This is a genomic window from Ruegeria sp. AP11 (assembly GCF_056535865.1).
Genome location: NZ_JBQFJB010000002.1, coordinates 424,322 through 440,670, shown reverse-complemented (window position 1 = coordinate 440,670; position 16,349 = coordinate 424,322). Strand labels below are relative to the sequence as shown.

Below are 16,349 nucleotides of genomic sequence, written 5' to 3'. Positions count from 1 at the left end.
CTATGGGGAAAGATTTAACCCGGTTACTGCGACCCGAATCCATTGCCGTCATCGGGGGCGGCGCCTGGTGCCAGCAGGTCATCCTGCAATCGGAGCGCATGGGCTACGCGGGTCACATCTGGCCGGTACACCCCAAGGCGTCCGAGATTGCGGGCCACAAGGTCTATAGTCATCTGGAAGACCTGCCTGCGGCCCCCGACGCGGTGTTCATCGGCATCAACCGTCATGCCACGATTGAAGCTGTCCACATCCTTTCCAGCATGGGCGCGGGTGGTGCCGTGTGTTTCGCCTCGGGCTTTTCGGAGGCTGTGGCTGAGGATGACACCGGCGGTGATCTGCAAGATCAACTGATTGCCGCCGCAGGTGAGATGCCGATCCTCGGGCCGAATTGCTATGGATTTATCAACGCGCTGGACGGCGCTCTGCTGTGGCCGGACCAGCATGGGGCGACGCCTGTCGACAAGGGCGTCGCAATCCTGACGCAAAGCTCGAACATCTCGATCAACCTGACCATGCAAAAGCGCGGGTTGCCGATCGCCTATATGGTGGCCTGCGGAAACATGGCGCAAACCAGCCAGGCCGAGATCGCCGCGGCCCTGATCGATGACCCGCGCGTCACCGCTGTGGGCCTGCATATCGAAGGCTTCAAAGACATCCGCGAATGGGAAGCGCTGGCCACGAAAGCATATGCCAAAGGTATACCGCTGGTGGCGCTCAAAGTTGGCGCGTCCGAGCAGGCGCAGGCCGCGACCGTTTCGCATACCGCGTCTCTGGCGGGCAGCGACGCGGGCGCACAGGCCCTGTTGCAGCGTCTTGGTATCCCGCGCCTTTCAACCCTGCCCGATTTTCTGGAAACCCTGAAACTGCTGCATTGTTATGGCCCGCTGCCGGGCCGCAACATCGCTTCGATCAGTTGCTCGGGAGGCGAGGCCAGTCTGATCGCGGACATGGCTGTAGGGACCGGCCTCACCTTCCCGCGTCTGTCTGACGACCAGAAAACCCATCTGCGCGACGCGCTTGGTCCAATGGTCGCGCTGAGTAACCCGTTGGATTATCACACCTATATCTGGCGTGATGAAGACGCGATGGCAAAGGCGTGGTCCGGCATGACGGGCGAAGATATCGACCTGACCGTCTCAATTGTCGACTACCCGACCACCGACGCGACGGATTGGGCCTGTGCCACGCGCGCGGCGATGCAAGTTCGGGCGAAAACCGGTGCCCGGTTTGCGATTGCTGCGACATTGCCGGAACTTCTGCCCGAAGATATCGCGCAGGCGCTTTTTGACGGTGGTGTGGTCCCCTTCATGGGGCTGGGCGAAGCACTGGCCGCAATCCGCGCAGCGGGCCAGATCGCGGCACCTTCCCCGCAACCTGTCTGGCTGCCGGGTACGACCGAGGCCACCCGGACGCTGACAGAGAGTGAATCCAAACGAGCTCTGGCCGGTTGCGGGGTGCGGATCCCGCAAAACCGCACCGTCAGCGGAGCGGATGAGGCGCGCGCGGCGGCGCAGGAACTGGACGCGCCTTTCGCAGTCAAAGGTGTTGGCCTTGCGCATAAATCCGAACACGCTGCTGTCCGACTGGGTGTTCAGGCCAAAGATGTGGCGGACATCGCGACCGATATCGGCACCTCCGAGGTTCTGGTCGAAGAAATGATCACCGGAACCGTCGCCGAGCTGCTTGTGGGCGTGGTCCGCGATCCCGCACACGGATTTGTGCTGACCCTGGGTGCGGGCGGCGTGCTGACCGAGGTCCTGCGCGACACCACTTCCCTGCTGGTACCCAGCACGCCTGCTGACATCCGCACCGCCCTTGGCAGGCTGAAAATCACGCCATTGCTGGCGGGCTATCGCGGTCAACCTGCGGCTGATATGGATGCGATCATTGCTGCCGTTGAGGCCGTTCAGGCCTACGTCATGCAAAACGCCGACACGCTTGGCGAGGTCGAGATTAACCCGCTCCTCTGCACGCCTGACAAGGCGGTGGCCGTGGATGCCCTCATCAGAAAGGCCTGAGAAATGGACCCGATCAAAACCCGCCGCGAAGGCGCGATCCTCGAGGTGACACTGGATCGGCCCAAGGCCAACGCCATCGATCTGGCCACCAGCCGGATCATGGGCGACGTCTTTGCTGAATTCCGGGATGATCCCGAATTGCGTGTCGCCATTCTGACCGGCGCGGGTGAGAAATTCTTCTGCCCCGGCTGGGACTTGAAGGCCGCTGCTGATGGCGATGCCGTCGATGGCGACTATGGCGTGGGCGGCTTCGGTGGCTTGCAGGAATTGCGCGATCTGAACAAACCAGTCATCGCCGCCGTGAACGGTATCGCCTGCGGCGGCGGGTTGGAGCTTGCATTGTCGGCCGACATGATCCTGGCTGCCGATCATGCCAGTTTTGCACTGCCCGAAATCCGCTCGGGCACCGTGGCTGACGCAGCCAGTGTCAAACTGCCCAAACGCATCCCCTATCACATCGCGATGGAGTTGCTGCTGACCGGACGCTGGTTCGACGCCGAAGAAGCCCACCGCTGGGGTCTGGTGAACGAAATCCTCGCCGCCGATCAATTGATGAACCGTGCATGGGATCTGGCGCGACTACTCGCCTCGGGGCCGCCCTTGGTCTATGCCGCGATCAAGGAGATCGTGCGCGACGCCGAGGATGCCAAATTCCAGGATGCAATGAACCGTATTACCAAACGCCAGCTGCGCTCGGTTGATGTGCTTTATGCCAGCGAAGATCAGTTGGAAGGTGCCAGGGCTTTTGCGGAAAAGCGCGACCCGGTCTGGAAGGGCAAATAACCCACCTCAGCGCATCATGAACGGGTTCGGGATGGGCTCAACACTGGTGCGAAGCCACACGGTTTTCGCGGTTATATTGCCCAACACGGCGGGTATTCACCTTAGCTGTCCCCAAGAGGAATAGTTGGCTTTGGTTTCAGATCGTTTGTCCAGACATATCGTTTCTTGATATTGTCTCAATATGATCTGCGAATTTGGTGAGTTCAGAATCGATTATCTGCGTCAGGAGCTTCTGCGCAATGGATCGGTTGTTGATGTGGAACCGCTGGCGTTTCAACTCATCGCGCTTCTGGCCAAAAATCGTGACCGTCTCGTCACCAAGGATGAGCTCTATGCGGCCTTGTGGGGCAACCGGATCGTGTCCGAGGCCGCCTTGTCCACCTGTATCAAGTCGGCGCGGCGCGCGGTTGATGATGCCGGAGATCGGCAAACCATAATCAAGACGGTTCATGGCAAAGGGCTGCGATGGATGATGCCGCTGCAGATCATCGACTGCGAAACGACCCCAGCGTCAGCAATGCCGCAGGATCTTGACGTGCAGGACACGGAATGGATCGAAGCGGCGGCGCGACCGACAATCGCTATTCTGCCATTTGACAATATCGGCGGGGAGGATACAGCCAAAACGCTCAGCGCCGCGATACCGCACGAGCTCATCGCCTCCATCTCTCGTCTGCGCTGGATCACCGTGATCGCGCGCGGGTCCTCGTTTCGGTTCCATTCGAGAACAGGAGACATCGGCGAAATCCGCAAAAGCCTTGGAGCCCGATATTGCCTGACCGGAAGTGTCGAAGTGACAGGCCCGCGGGTCGCGATCAGCGTCATGCTATCCAGCACCGCCGAGAGCGAAGTGATCTGGGCCGACCGGTTCAATGCCCGTATCGACGACGTGCATGAGGTACGTGAGAACATCATTTCTCAGGTCATCTTTGCCATCGAAGTGCAAATTCCGCTGAGCGAAGCGTCGAAAGCCCGCCTCAGATCACCCGAGAATATTGATGCTTGGGCGACCTATCATCTGGGTCTGCAATCCCTTTATCGCTTTGATGCCGATGAAAACGACCGGGCCATTGCTCTGTTCGAAAAGGCCATCGCGTTGGAGCCCGGGTTTGCACGGGCGCATGGGGCGCTGTCCTTCGCTCATTTCAAAACCGCCTTCATGCATTATTCGGACAGCCGCGCCGAGCCGATAAAATTCGCCCGGGCCGAGGCTGAACGGGCCGTCGAACTGGATCCGATGGATCCGTTTGCCAATTTCAACATGGGCCGCGCCTTGTGGTTGGTTGGCGATCTGGACAGCGCCAAAACATGGCTGGATCGCTCAACTGCGCTCAGCCCGAACTTTGCGCAGGGCATTTATGCCCGCGCCTGGACCGAAACCGTGTCTGGCGCCAGTGGCATCGGAAGGCGCCTGTCCGACGATGCCCGTGTCCTCAGCCCGCTTGACCCGCTGCTTTATGCGATGCTGGGCACGCGGGCCATCAGCCTGGCAATCGAGGGTCGCGACAGCGAGGCAGCCATGTGGGCTGTACGGGCTGCAAACGCGCCCGGAGCGCATGATCTGATCAGTCTGATCGCCACGATTACCAATGAACTTGCTGGCAACCATGCAGAGGCCGCCCTCTGGGCCGATCGTGTGCGTGCCGCACCGCACCGTATTTCGCAGGCACGCTTCTTTCGCTCTTTCCCTTTCAGCGACCCCGGTACCCGTGCCCGGTTTTCCGACGCATTAAGTCGGCAAGGTATTCCCGAAACCTGAGCCAGGGCACCAATTCCTCACCGATCTACAGGGAATCCTCAGAAACTCCTCAGGACTCGCGCATTCGGTTTCGACTAGTCTTGCAATCATTAGGTGGGGCTGATCCGGCCAAACCAACGTTTCATATAGGGAAATGCAATGACCGATCATAAGCTTAGAACAACCCAGGGAAACGGACGCGTTTTTGACAGCGTTCTGGACACCATCGGGAATACTCCCGTCATCCGCATCAACAATCTGGGGCCCGAAGGCGTCAATCTGTTCGTGAAATTCGAGGCGTTCAATCCCGCCGGGTCGGTCAAGGATCGTCTGGCCGTCAACATCATCGAGGCCGCCGAACGCAGCGGCGCGCTGAAACCGGGCCAGACCGTGGTCGAGGCGACCAGCGGCAATACCGGCATCGGGCTCGCCATGGTCTGCGCGCAAAAGGGTTATCCCTTGGTGGTGACCATGGCCGACAGTTTCTCGGTCGAGCGTCGTCGCCTGATGCGGATGCTGGGGGCCAAAGTGGTTCTTACCCCACGCGCCGAAAAGGGTTTCGGCATGTACCGCAAGGCCGCCGAACTGGCCGAGGCGCATGGCTGGCTGCTGGCGCGCCAATTCGAAACGGAAGCCAATGCCGAGATCCACGCGGCCACCACCGCACAGGAAATTATGAGCGATTTCAATGGACAGCGGCTTGATTATCTCGTGACCGGTTACGGTACGGGCGGCACAGTCACCGGGGTTGCCCGGGTTTTGCGCAAGGAACGGCCTGAAACCAAAATTATCCTGTCTGAGCCCGCCAACGCCCAATTGATCGGCAGCGGTATTGGGACAGATCGCGGTCAGGATGGTGACCCATTGGCCAGTCACCCGGCCTTTGAACCGCATCCGATTCAAGGATGGACCCCCGATTTCATCCCGGCGGTTTTGCAGGAATCGATCGACAACAAATACTTCGACGAACTGATCCCCGTCCCAGGACCGACAGGGGTGGAATGGGCCCGGAAACTGGCCAGCCAAGAGGGTATCTTGACGGGTATTTCGGGCGGGGCGACCTTCGCGATTGCGGTCGGCATTGCCGAAACGGCCGAACCGGGTGCGAATGTCCTGTGTATGCTGCCAGATACCGGCGAACGCTATCTGAGCACACCGCTGTTCGAGGGAATAGCCGAAGAGATGACGGAAGAAGAGATCGCAATCTCGAATTCCACGCCCGGCTACCGGATGTCCTGAGATGGCTGATCCGTTCTCAGCACTGGGCGTGGCGTATGACCGCGCCCTCACCTACCGACGTTCCGTGCCGGACCGTCCTTGCGCACCCCGGAAAGGCTTTGACGAGATGCTGGCCATCTTTGACGAGCCTTTGCCCGAGCTTGGCAAGGACGCCGACGCCGTGATCAACGAACTGGCGGACCGTGGCGAACAGGGTCTGACCCATATGGTCCATCCAAGGTTCTTTGGCTGGGTTCTTGGTGGTTCGGCCCCGGTGGGTGTCGCCGCAGACTGGCTCGTCAGCGCATGGGGGCAGAATTCGGCGTTCCATCATTCGACCCCCACCACCGCGGCGGTGGAACAAATCGCCGCCGGGTGGCTTCTGGACATCCTCGACCTGCCCCGCAACGCCGCCGTAGGATTTGTCACCGGTGGCACGGTCGGCAACTTCACCGCACTGGCAGCTGCGCGCGGGGCCGTTCTGCGCGCGCATGGCTGGGACCCTGATGAGGATGGGCTGTTCGGCGCCCCTCCGATCACGGTGTATCTGGGGGACGATGCGCACACATCGGTGATGTCTGCGCTGGGATATCTCGGGCTTGGCCGAAATCGGGTCAAACGTGTTCAGACCGACGCCGAAGGCCGGATGGTTGCCTCTGATCTGGCCCAACAGATGGACAAGCAGACTTCGCCAGCCATCATCGTGACGCAGGCCGGGCAGATCAACACGGGCGCATTCGATCCGTTCGATCAGATCGCGGACATCGCCGAACAGACAGGTGCATGGATACATGTGGACGGAGCATTCGGCCTCTGGGCGCGTGCGCATCCGGATTATCACGCCTTGACCAATGGCCTCGACCGCGCGGATTCCTGGAGCGTTGACGGCCACAAATGGCTGCAAACGCCCTTTGACAGCGGCTATGCAATCGTTCGGGACAAAGACGCCCTGCAAAAGGCGATGAGGATCAGCGCAAGCTATCTGCCGCCACAAGCCGAACATGAACGCATCCCGTGTTTCCTGACCCCCGAACTGTCACGCCGCGCCCGAGGTCTGCCGACCTGGGCGATGCTCAAATCGCTTGGCCGAAAAGGCGTGCAGGAGATGGTCGGGCGCCATTGCAGAACTGCCGCACGAATTGCAGCGCGTTTGCGGCCCGCCGATGGTGTACACGTCCTGAACGAGGTCGCCTTGAACCAGATCATCGTAAGCTTCGGCACAGATGGCGCAGATCCGCAGTTACATCAGACCGCAACAGAGGCCGTCATCGCGAGGATCGTGGAAAAAGGCAAAATATTCGTGGGGGGCAGCCAATGGCGCGGCGCTTGGGTGATGCGCATCTCGGTCATCTCCAACGATACCGAATTTGAAGCTGCCGACCGGATTGCAGACCATATTCTGGAAGTCTGGGAAGAGGTTCGGATGACGCTGATCAAATCGGAAAGTCCAGCCCTCTAGCCAACGCATGCTTGTGCCCCGGCCCCGGGGTACAAGCCGCATTCGGGATAGCGCCTATTCTGCGTTAACGGCCTGATGTACCTCGACAATGTTCCCTTCAGGGTCGTGAAAGAATATCTGATGCCATTCTTTCGCAAAGGCGGTTCCGTAGTCAGAATACTTCACGTCATTGGCCTCAAGCACCGCTTTGAACGCCTCGATATCATCGGTCCTGAACGCTATGTGACCGCGTTCGACCGGGTTGATCGCCTCGCCATGCTTGAAAGCCAGATCCAGATTGCGTTCGGCCAGATGCATCTGCATCACACCATCCGTCGCAAACCGGATCTTGCCATCATAGCCCGTTTCATCCGTCGACTCCGGCCGCGGGAAGTTTTCGATCGGGATGTCATCCAGACCAAGCACCTTGGTATAGAATTGATGCAACCGCTCGATATCGTCGGAGACATAGTTGATGTGGTGGAATTCAAGTTTCATGCGCGCATTTCTTTGGTTCGTGATCTAGGGCAAGAAACCGCATGAGCCGGGCGCTGGCAAGTATTGCGCGATCAGCAGTGGCCAGAACGTACTCCGATAACCGGGCTGGTGAACAAGGGAAAAGGTTTAATGCAATGCACACGCGATCCCTTCCAGAATACAAGCGCCCGACATCTTCAAAATCGTCAACAAAAAAGTTATGAACCGTAGACAGATAGCCGGGCACATTCCCGCCACCTGCCCTTTCGCCCGCAGAAGGGATTGGATATGAAAATCTAACCCTTGCCACAAGAAGCAGGACCCATATCTCAGCACTGAGCAATCAGGAGCCCGCTTATGTTGTTTCATCGCTTCGGTCTGGCTGTCGTGTTGGCCCTTTCCTCTTCATTACCGGCCCATGCACAGAGCACCGAAAATACCCCAACCGGGCTGCTGATAGAGCTCAACACGCTGCAGGACGGGAACGGCGCCTGCAATCTGATCTTTTTTGTTCAGAACCAAACCGGACAAGAGATCGAAAAAGCAAAATTTGAAGCCGTCATATTCAACACTTCAGGTGGCGTGGACAGGCTGGCGCTGTTTGATTTTCGCGATTTACCGTCGGATCGACCAAGAGTGCGCCAGTTCAGTTTGCCCAATCTGAATTGCACATCCATCGGGCGCATGCTGATCAATGGTGCAAACAGCTGCATTGCCGGCGGATCCGACAGCGAAATCTGTATGAATGAGCTTAAGCTTAACAGCCGTCTTGACGTGGAGCTACTGGGATGAATGCACTTGAGGCACTGCGCCAGATCGTGGCCCTGGGTGGGCCTGTGGTGGCGGTTTTGATCGTGATGTCGGTGCTGGCGCTGGCGGTTACGCTGTACAAGCTTTGGCAGTTCGCAGTGACCGGGGTCGGGCGTCATAGGGTGTTGTCCCAGGCGCTGGCAGCATGGGACAAAGGTGATCGCCAAACGGCGCGGGCCCGGCTGGCCAAAAGCCACAGCTATCTGGCCCCATTGGTAAGCGCGGCCATGGATGCGCCCGACCTGCCCGGTCTGGATGACCGTCTGGATGCCGAGGCCGGACTGGCGCTGGCCGGGCTCGAGCGTGGCTTCCGCCTGCTTGACACCGTGGCCCAACTGGCACCGTTGCTGGGTTTGTTCGGAACGGTTCTGGGCATGATCAAAGCTTTCCAAAGCCTGCAGCAGGCGGGCAGTTCGGTTGACCCATCCCTGCTGGCCGGGGGCATCTGGGTGGCGCTGATCACCACGGCGGTCGGGCTTGCGGTCGCAATGCCAACTTCAATGGTGCTGTCCTGGTTCGAAAGCCGCACCGCGCGCGAGCGGGTCTTTGCCGACAAAGCATTGCGGACCGTGCTGGTTCCGGGGCAATTGACCCCGGAAGCCGAAGCTTCCTCAGCCGTGCCGGAACATGCGTAACCGTGCGCCATTTGTCCGGCGATCCCTGTCGATGACACCGCTCATCGACGTGATCTTTCTGCTTTTGCTGTTTTTCATGCTGTCTTCGACCTTCTCGAAGTTCGGCGAGATCGAGCTTAGCAGTACAACCGGCGGAAATGCACAGACCAGCGAACCCTCTGAACGTGTCTTCCTGCAACTCGAGGCCGAGCGTCTGGTGCTGAACGGCACTCAGATCACGTTGGATGATCTGGAACGTGAGATCGAAACCGGGCAGGTTCTGGTCAGCCTCGCTCAGGATGTCACGGCCCAGCGGCTGACGGACGTTCTGGTCCGGTTGCGCGGGCGCGACGGTCTGAGCATTCTGGTGCTGGAGTAGGCCGATGATCCGCCATACCGCCCCTCGCCGCAAACGCGATTCAACCATAGCCCTGATCAACGTCGTTTTCCTGATGCTGATCTTTTTCCTGATCACCGGCACCATCGCCCCGCCGCTGGACCCCGATCTGAACCTCGTCGATACATCCGAACTGGAGGGGCGCGAACCGCCCGATGCGCTGGTTTTGCACAAGGACGGAACCCTCAGCTTTCGCGGCGCAGAAACCAACCCCGAGGCCTTTATGGCCAACCACGGAGAGCAGCCGGTACGGATCGTGCCGGATCGCGATGCACCCGGCTCGCGACTGATTGAGGTCACAGGTCAGTTGCGCCGCAATGGTGCCCCTGCGGTCTTTCTTGTGACCGAGCGGTCTTTGGAATGATCCGGGGCTCGGTCATCGTTGCCGTCGTGGCCGTTCTGGTATCCCTGCTGGTGCACTTGCTGGGGCTGGGCATGACCGGACCCGTTGAACCGGGGCCACCTGCCGCACAAGGCAATGCCGATGTGGTGGACCTCAGCAACAGTTTTGAAGAGCTCGCCGAAACGCCGAACGAGCCGTTTGCGCCAGAACCAGCCGAATCCCCCGAACCCGTCGAGGCCGAGATCCCCACCAGCGAGGCGCTTGTCGCCTCTGAGGATCCGCAACGTGTATTCGCACCCGATTTCGGCGAAGCCGAGATCGTGCAGCCGGATGTCATTGAGCCTCAGGACGCCGAACCCGCCGACCCGTCCGACAGCGACGAGCCCTCCCGCGCTGATATAGAAACCGCCGAGCCATCTTCGGTCGATACCGTAGCAGAAATTCCGCCGGGCGAACCGGCGACGGAGGTTGAAACGGTGGAGGCCGAGGCCCCTACCCCTCCGGTCATAGCTGCGGTCGAGCCCGAGGAGGAAGCTGAGACCCCCATCTCGGAACAAGCGGTGACGGAGTCCATTCGCCCGCGCCTGCCCGATCGAACGCCCAACGATACGCCCGAGGGTGCCGCCGACAGTTCTGACCAGTTCGCAGAACTTCGGTTTCCACAGCAACTGATCGAGTCTCCGCTGACAACATTCCGGCGTCAGGGAACAGATGCCTTTACCCGTGGAGATCGTCAGCGTCAGTCGGGCGGGCGCGGGCCGGGCAATTCAAACACCACCAACTATGCCGGGCAGGTACTGGTGCATTTGAACCGAACCCCGGCGGTATATGTTTCCGTACGCGGCTTCGCGCGGGTATTCTTTCAGATCGACCCCGATGGATCGCTGGCCTGGGTCGAGATCACCGACAGCTCGGGCTCACCCCAGATCGATCGGGCCGCAAAAGAACAAATCCGTCGCGCCGCTCCCTTCCCGCTGCCGCCGGGCGGCGTCAGCCGAAAACTGTCCTTCTATTACCAAAATGGCTAAGGATCCTGTTTGAGGCCCGCGCGCAGAGCATAGCTGCCCGTACTCTTTCTCAGGCGATTCCCGACAGTTTACGAACCACCTATCTCGACATACCCTTGCTGGACGTCATGAACAGGAACAAGGCCGTGAAGATCATATCAGGCGGACAGACCGGTGTAGACATGGCCGCGCTGGAATTTGCCCGGGCAAACGGAATCTCTTACGGCGGTTGGGTGCCAAGGGGCCGCGTGAATGAGCTTGGCCGGATACCCTGTGTTTTCGAGAACCTGACCGAAACGCGGTCCGAAGATGTGATCGAGAGAACCCGGCTGAATGTCGGCTTGGGTGATGCCACACTTGTCTTTATCGATGGCTCATCCAGCCCGGGCACGCAGCAAACGGTTGCATTTGCCTCCAACGCTGACAAACCTCTTCTGGTAGTCGATCTTCGGAAAGGTGCAGAGCTATGCGCACATGAGGTCGAAGAGTGGTTGCTTGCGAATCCTGTCGGTGTCTTGAACATTGCAGGTCCACGCGCATCTGAGGCACCCGGAATAGGTGCGAAGGTGGCAGAGGTGCTGCGGCGAAACTTATTATTGCTCAGCAGCTGACTTGGTCCCTTAATCGGACACCCGAAATGTTTCGCGACGCCCTACAGCCAGACATAGCCAATTCGCGCGCTATCCTATAGGCTTGCCCGTAACTTCGCGACTCTGGCCAATGACGCGAAGGGGGGTTACCAGTTGTGAGGCTTAAATGGGGGGCATGACGACAGTTCCAGGTCTGCTTGGGCTCAGCAGCCACGTCATTTGGTATATGGTGGCCTGCGGCGACGTCAGGGGCGGCTGATGGCTGTGAACACGCCCGGCTCAGAAACCGATCTGGACGGAATGGAGCATCGCCATCTGACGGTGATGCTGGCCGATCTTGTCGGCTCTACCGTGCTTGCCCAAACGCTCGAACCCGAAGACCTTCTGTCGACAACATTGCGCTATCAAAAGCTGGTCGAACACGCCACAGCCGAGTTCAACGGCAAAGTGTTGCAGATTGTCGGTGACGGGATGCTTGTCGTCTTTGGCTGGCCCGCCGCCTCGGAAAACAATGCGGAACGCGCGCTGCGCGCTGCATTGCGAATACACTCCGATCTTGCCGCATTGAACGGCCCGGTCGACCTGAGCTGCCGTATCGGAGTGGCCTCAGGCGTCGTTCTGGTGGGTGATATTGCGCTAGGCTCGAACGTTCAGCCGGATGCCATATTCGGATCGACGCTCAATCTGGCGGCGCGGCTGCAATCCCTCGCCGCGCCGGGTGAGACGATGGTTTCCGGCGCAGCGCGGACGCTTGGCGCAGGCCAGCTGGAATTCGAGCCCTTGGGAACGCACGCCCTAGCCGGGTTTGATAATCCGGTGCCGGTCTATCGTCTGGCGGGTGAGGCCGAAGCTTCACTTCGTCTGAAGGACAGATCACCTCTGTTCGGGCGTGATGACGAACGCAGCCAACTAATGTGTGCCTGGTTCGACGCAAAGGAAGGGCGCGGCAGGATCATCCATCTGATGGGTGAAGCAGGGATCGGTAAATCCCGTCTGATCCGCGATATGCGCAAGTCCGCAGAACCGCGAGCCTGGGTAACCTATCATTGCAGCCCGTTCCACATGAACACGCCGTTTTACCCGTTTGCCACTCAGGTTGAACGATGGTGCGGTATTCAGAATGGTGATGATACCGATACGCGGCGCAACCGGTTGACGCAGCATCTGTCCGAAATTCTGGACAGCTCACAGTTGGAAACACTGTTCTTCGTTCTGGCCCCCGGCCCCGGAGATTGTGGCGCGACCAGCGAGGATGAACTGCGCAAAAAGATTAGTGAAATCGTACTGCGCGTCTTCCAACAGTTCAGCAATGACGGCCCTTTCATGGTTGTGATCGAGGATCTGCAATGGGCCGATCCCTCGACCATTTCGATTCTGCGAAATCTGGCCGAAAAGCTGATCGAACTGCCGATACTGATTTTGATCGCATCGCGCGAAGAAGTACCCCCGACCCTGGCGACACAGCTCCCGACGCACGGGCATATGCGCCTTGAACCGCTGGGCGCCGACGATGCTGCTGCTTTGGCCAACGCTGCATCCGGCGCGAAGCTGGATCAGGACACCACAGCGCAGATCGTGGCGCGCAGCAACGGTGTGCCGCTTTTCATCGAAGAATGCGCCGTTGCAATCGCTGCGTCACCGGATCGTTCTGCGAGCGATATTCCGACCACATTGCACGATCTTCTGGCCCAACAAGTCGACGCCGCCGGAGATCTACGCCGCGCAGCGGTCGAGGCCGCTGTGATCGGGGGCGCGTTTGACGCCTCCATGCTGTCCCATATCAGCGGCCTCAGCCAAGCGGACGCTGAAGAGGCCATCTCGCGCCTCGCTGCCGACGGCATGTTGCAGCCCGTTCTCAGACCCGGGGCACGGCGCGGTCAGAACTGGCGCTTCCGGCACGAACTGGTGCGCGAGGCCGCCTATCAGAGCCTTGTCCGGGACCGCCGATCTTATCTGCACCAACGCGCAGCCGAGGCGCTGGCCGCTCAGCCCGAAGGTGCGCGGCAACCTGAAATGATTGCGCGTCATTGGGAACTTGCAGGCTCTGCCACCCGCGCGGTGGCAGCATGGATCGAGGCGGCGCGTCACAATTTGCGACGCCATGCCAACAGCGAAGGGGCGCAGCAGGCAGAAGCCGGATTGCGGCTATTGGAATCGCTGCCGCCCGAACGTCGCGACGAGGCGGAACTGAGTCTGCGATTTCTCTTGGCCGCAGCCGAGCGGGTGCGGGTCGGCTATGGCTCGGACGCCGCCATTGCTGCGTTCACCCGAAGCTTCGAGTTGGCAAAGAAGCTCGATGATCGGCGCACCTTAGTTCGGGCCGGTCGCGGGCTGTTCACGGCGGCAATGGTCAAAGGCGATTATCACAGCGCAGAACGCCTGGGCGCCGAGATGATAGATACATACGAAGACCACCACACCAGAATGGTCGGCAACTATATTCGCGGCGCAACCCTTTGTCCGCGCGGTCAGTTTTGCGAGGCCGCCGAGGCGTTGGACCAAGCCGCCACCCACGCAAAGGCCCATGCGGCTGAGGCTGGAAATGAACTGGATGTGGCGGCGATGGTGCAGATCGAGGCCATGACCGCTCTGGTCCAGAGTTTTCAGGGTCAGACCGAGGCGGCACTTGCCGGGGCCAAATCCGCCGTCGACGCCGCCGGATCGCTTGGCCAACCGCTGATGGTGGCGAATGCCCTGCATTGGATGACAGAGATACACATGCAACTTGATCATCCGGACTATCCGCGCGTGGCCAAAATGCTTGATGAAGCTGTACGCGACAATGGCGGCCCCTACTACCGGGCGGTTGCCATTGCGCATCTCGCCGGTTCGGCAATTCGCGCTGACAATGCCGAACACGGTGTTCACTTACTGGAAGCAGCCTGGCAAAAGATGCGCGAAACCGGGGCCGAAGCGGCGGGCGTTCTGGTGAACACTGAACTGGCGCGAGGTCATCTTGCGTTAGGGCAGATTGACAAAGGACTGGCCGCCACTGAGACCGGGCTCGCCTGCGCCAAATCGACCGATGAGCGAAATTACGAGCCCGAATTGCGCAGAATTCAAGCCGCGCTTCTGCTCGAAAAAGGCGGGCCGGTCGACGCGGCCGATGCAACGTTGCGCAAGGCCATATCCATTGCGCATGAGCAAGGTGCAAGGCTGTATGAGCTGCGGGCGCTGACCGATCTGGCGTGCATCCATCCGACCGACACCGACATCAGCGACCGTATCGCGGAGCTGGAAATCAGCGGTCTGACCGACTGAAATATTGCCTAGCTTCTGCGGCCCAGTACACAATCATCGGGCTTCAAACCTACGAACGCCGCTACATCGGCGAAAGTCGATGTGCGCTGCAGTGTTTCGAAGCCACGATCCGAGAAGGTCTCTTCCGAATAAAGGTTTTTGGACACCATCGGATTGTTCATCAGTTGCGTGATCGCATCATAGCCCACCATCGAAGTCATCAGATCCCCCATGATGACGGTGCCCTTGTGCTGTTCGGCAAATAGCCCGGGAAACAGCTCGACCCTGTCGACATTACCATAGAGACGGCTGAGATCGGCCACCAACTCGTCCGCAAAGGGTTGATCGCCGACCAGTTCCGCAATGCTGATATGCGGATTGCGCTGGAAATGGTGGCGATAAGCATTCAGCGATGGCAGCCGCGCCTTACGGGTCAGCGCAATGGTCGCCTCGACCGGTGCCGGGGCGTCCGGCGTGGGTTTCTCGAACATGAAATCGGGCGTATTGCGCAAGGATATCCGCGCGGCGGTCTGGCGCGATAGCGACTCGATCATCTTTTCAAGACCCGTTTCTTCAACCAGCCGGGGGTTAAAGCGAAAACCCTCGGTGCCAACCTGAACGCCGTCGATCAAATATCTGTCGGGGATCATCGAATGCCACCGATAGAGCAGGTTGAATTCAATCGCGATCTGGTTCGAGTGCTGCCAGCGCTCTCGTCGATTGACGCCAACCGGAAGCTTGAAAGGCATGTTGGCGATGTGGCCGATGTAATCTTCCATCACCACCTTGATCAGCACTGCGATCAGTGTGCAGCGGGTGGTCTGGAACACCCTCTCCTTATCCCACCCGGCTGTCCCGCGCTTCAGGTTCCACAGCGTATCAGCCAATTGGTTATGGGCCCGCAGCATCAGCGTGTTGATGACCATATAGCCGATGGTGCCATTGCCATTGTCGAGGCCGGTGGCATGGAAATCGAGCAGGCGTTCGTTGATCCCCTCTCCGTCCAGACCGGGATGCGCGCGTTTCAGGGCATTTCGCAGCTTGGTGGGATCATGCAGGGGCCGTCCCGCGTTGTCCCCGGTGGCAAGGCTGCCGTCAAAGGGCGGCGCAAGCTTTACCCCTCCGAACTCGGCCCGGTGGAACAGTTTGGGCGACCAGGTCTCGCCTTTCTCATCCGTTCTGACAGCCATACGGTGCGTAAGCATCCCCGTCTCAGGATCCCGCTCGCGCAGCATGTCGGTCTGGTAATCGTTGAGGCCGTATATCTGGCAGAGATCGACCTCGTGGTTCGAGTCCGTCTGTCCGACAGGACCGTCAGGGCCGAAGGTTCTCAGAAAACTATCAGTGAACCACTGCGCCGCTGAGATGAACAGCAGCGTCGAGCCTTGCGGGCACAAAAGCGTCAGCGGGCTGCCATCCATCTGCTTGCGCCGCCGGAACAGATCGGCCACCTCGTCTTCGGGTGGCAATAGCGGTGAGGGGTCTTCGGGTGGCAGATGGCGGCCAATCCATTTGTGGGAATAGACCCCGGACCATGTGGTGTAATCCGCCCCCAGTGTCAGAGAGCGCGGCCTGTGTACCCGGGCGGCCCGCGCAAGCCGCAGCGCAACGACGCGACTGGCCAGCCCTCGGTTCACCTGAAACAGAAGATCGGTCAGCGTATCAAGATCAAACAT

14 protein-coding genes are annotated in these 16,349 nt (G+C 59.7%); 12 read left to right on the top strand and 2 right to left on the bottom strand.

Annotated features, from left to right (window positions below):
• The first annotated feature begins 2 nt into the window (after positions 1-2).
• The 5 genes from ACR3E4_RS19955 to ACR3E4_RS19935 all read left to right on the top strand — a co-directional run bounded on the left by ACR3E4_RS19955 (position 3) and on the right by ACR3E4_RS19935 (position 7,216).
• Positions 3-2,018 carry an acetate--CoA ligase family protein gene (locus ACR3E4_RS19955; protein ID WP_480530992.1) on the top strand — a complete coding sequence of 672 codons (2,016 nt, stop codon included), beginning with the start codon at positions 3-5 and terminating at the stop codon, positions 2,016-2,018.
• A 3-nt stretch (positions 2,019-2,021) separates the two neighbouring features.
• On the top strand, positions 2,022-2,801 hold the full coding sequence (locus tag ACR3E4_RS19950) for a carnitinyl-CoA dehydratase (protein WP_480530990.1): 780 nt from the start codon (positions 2,022-2,024) through the stop codon (positions 2,799-2,801).
• Between the two features lie 181 nt (positions 2,802-2,982).
• On the top strand, positions 2,983-4,560 hold the full coding sequence (locus ACR3E4_RS19945) for a winged helix-turn-helix domain-containing tetratricopeptide repeat protein (RefSeq protein ID WP_480530988.1): 1,578 nt from the start codon (positions 2,983-2,985) through the stop codon (positions 4,558-4,560).
• A gap of 138 nt (positions 4,561-4,698) precedes the next feature.
• On the top strand, positions 4,699-5,778 hold the full coding sequence (cysK, locus tag ACR3E4_RS19940) for a cysteine synthase A (protein WP_480530986.1): 1,080 nt from the start codon (positions 4,699-4,701) through the stop codon (positions 5,776-5,778).
• Position 5,779: 1 nt separating this feature from the next.
• Entirely contained in the window at positions 5,780-7,216 is a 1,437-nt protein-coding gene (locus ACR3E4_RS19935; RefSeq protein ID WP_480530984.1) for a pyridoxal phosphate-dependent decarboxylase family protein, read from the top strand.
• A gap of 54 nt (positions 7,217-7,270) precedes the next feature.
• Here the strand turns inward: ACR3E4_RS19935 and ACR3E4_RS19930 are convergent, their stop codons facing one another.
• Positions 7,271-7,693, bottom strand: coding sequence for a VOC family protein (locus tag ACR3E4_RS19930; RefSeq protein ID WP_480530982.1), 423 nt, complete (start codon positions 7,691-7,693; stop codon positions 7,271-7,273).
• Between the two features lie 336 nt (positions 7,694-8,029).
• On the opposite strand from ACR3E4_RS19930, the gene ACR3E4_RS19925 reads away from it, so the two are divergent.
• From ACR3E4_RS19925 to ACR3E4_RS19895, 7 genes are all read left to right on the top strand, one after another.
• Complete coding sequence (locus ACR3E4_RS19925; protein ID WP_480530980.1) at positions 8,030-8,464, top strand: hypothetical protein; 435 nt, start codon at positions 8,030-8,032, stop codon at positions 8,462-8,464.
• Complete coding sequence (locus ACR3E4_RS19920; protein WP_480530978.1) at positions 8,461-9,117, top strand: MotA/TolQ/ExbB proton channel family protein; 657 nt, start codon at positions 8,461-8,463, stop codon at positions 9,115-9,117. Before ACR3E4_RS19925 ends, ACR3E4_RS19920 begins: the two co-directional genes overlap by 4 nt.
• 31 nt (positions 9,118-9,148) lie before the next feature.
• Positions 9,149-9,475, top strand: a complete 327-nt coding sequence (locus ACR3E4_RS19915; RefSeq protein WP_480530976.1) for an ExbD/TolR family protein — start codon at positions 9,149-9,151, stop codon at positions 9,473-9,475.
• Positions 9,476-9,479: 4 nt separating this feature from the next.
• Positions 9,480-9,857, top strand: coding sequence for an ExbD/TolR family protein (locus ACR3E4_RS19910; protein WP_480530974.1), 378 nt, complete (start codon positions 9,480-9,482; stop codon positions 9,855-9,857).
• Positions 9,854-10,864, top strand: coding sequence for an energy transducer TonB family protein (locus tag ACR3E4_RS19905; protein WP_480530972.1), 1,011 nt, complete (start codon positions 9,854-9,856; stop codon positions 10,862-10,864). Before ACR3E4_RS19910 ends, ACR3E4_RS19905 begins: the two co-directional genes overlap by 4 nt.
• 125 nt (positions 10,865-10,989) lie before the next feature.
• Positions 10,990-11,454, top strand: coding sequence for a putative molybdenum carrier protein (locus tag ACR3E4_RS19900; RefSeq protein ID WP_480530970.1), 465 nt, complete (start codon positions 10,990-10,992; stop codon positions 11,452-11,454).
• A 237-nt stretch (positions 11,455-11,691) separates the two neighbouring features.
• Positions 11,692-14,694: an ATP-binding protein gene (locus ACR3E4_RS19895; RefSeq protein WP_480530968.1), complete on the top strand. Its 3,003-nt coding sequence runs from the start codon at positions 11,692-11,694 to the stop codon at positions 14,692-14,694.
• An 8-nt stretch (positions 14,695-14,702) separates the two neighbouring features.
• Here ACR3E4_RS19895 and ACR3E4_RS19890 read toward each other — a convergent pair whose 3' ends face one another.
• On the bottom strand, positions 14,703-16,349 hold the full coding sequence (locus ACR3E4_RS19890; RefSeq protein ID WP_480530966.1) for a peroxidase family protein: 1,647 nt from the start codon (positions 16,347-16,349) through the stop codon (positions 14,703-14,705).

Bases quoted from the DNA above. Each gene is read 5' to 3' on its own strand.
- ACR3E4_RS19930 (WP_480530982.1), bottom strand. From the start codon at position 7,693: ATGAAACTTGAATTCCACCACATCAACTATGTCTCCGACGATATCGAG.
- ACR3E4_RS19935 (WP_480530984.1), top strand. From the start codon at position 5,780: ATGGCTGATCCGTTCTCAGCACTGGGCGTGGCGTATGACCGCGCCCTC.
- ACR3E4_RS19955 (WP_480530992.1), top strand. From the start codon at position 3: ATGGGGAAAGATTTAACCCGGTTACTGCGACCCGAATCCATTGCCGTC.
- ACR3E4_RS19945 (WP_480530988.1), top strand. From the start codon at position 2,983: ATGATCTGCGAATTTGGTGAGTTCAGAATCGATTATCTGCGTCAGGAG.
- ACR3E4_RS19915 (WP_480530976.1), top strand. From the start codon at position 9,149: ATGACACCGCTCATCGACGTGATCTTTCTGCTTTTGCTGTTTTTCATG.
- ACR3E4_RS19925 (WP_480530980.1), top strand. From the start codon at position 8,030: ATGTTGTTTCATCGCTTCGGTCTGGCTGTCGTGTTGGCCCTTTCCTCT.
- ACR3E4_RS19950 (WP_480530990.1), top strand. From the start codon at position 2,022: ATGGACCCGATCAAAACCCGCCGCGAAGGCGCGATCCTCGAGGTGACA.
- ACR3E4_RS19895 (WP_480530968.1), top strand. From the start codon at position 11,692: ATGGCTGTGAACACGCCCGGCTCAGAAACCGATCTGGACGGAATGGAG.
- ACR3E4_RS19890 (WP_480530966.1), bottom strand. From the start codon at position 16,349: ATGTTTGATCTTGATACGCTGACCGATCTTCTGTTTCAGGTGAACCGA.
- cysK (WP_480530986.1), top strand. From the start codon at position 4,699: ATGACCGATCATAAGCTTAGAACAACCCAGGGAAACGGACGCGTTTTT.
- ACR3E4_RS19910 (WP_480530974.1), top strand. From the start codon at position 9,480: ATGATCCGCCATACCGCCCCTCGCCGCAAACGCGATTCAACCATAGCC.
- ACR3E4_RS19905 (WP_480530972.1), top strand. From the start codon at position 9,854: ATGATCCGGGGCTCGGTCATCGTTGCCGTCGTGGCCGTTCTGGTATCC.
- ACR3E4_RS19920 (WP_480530978.1), top strand. From the start codon at position 8,461: ATGAATGCACTTGAGGCACTGCGCCAGATCGTGGCCCTGGGTGGGCCT.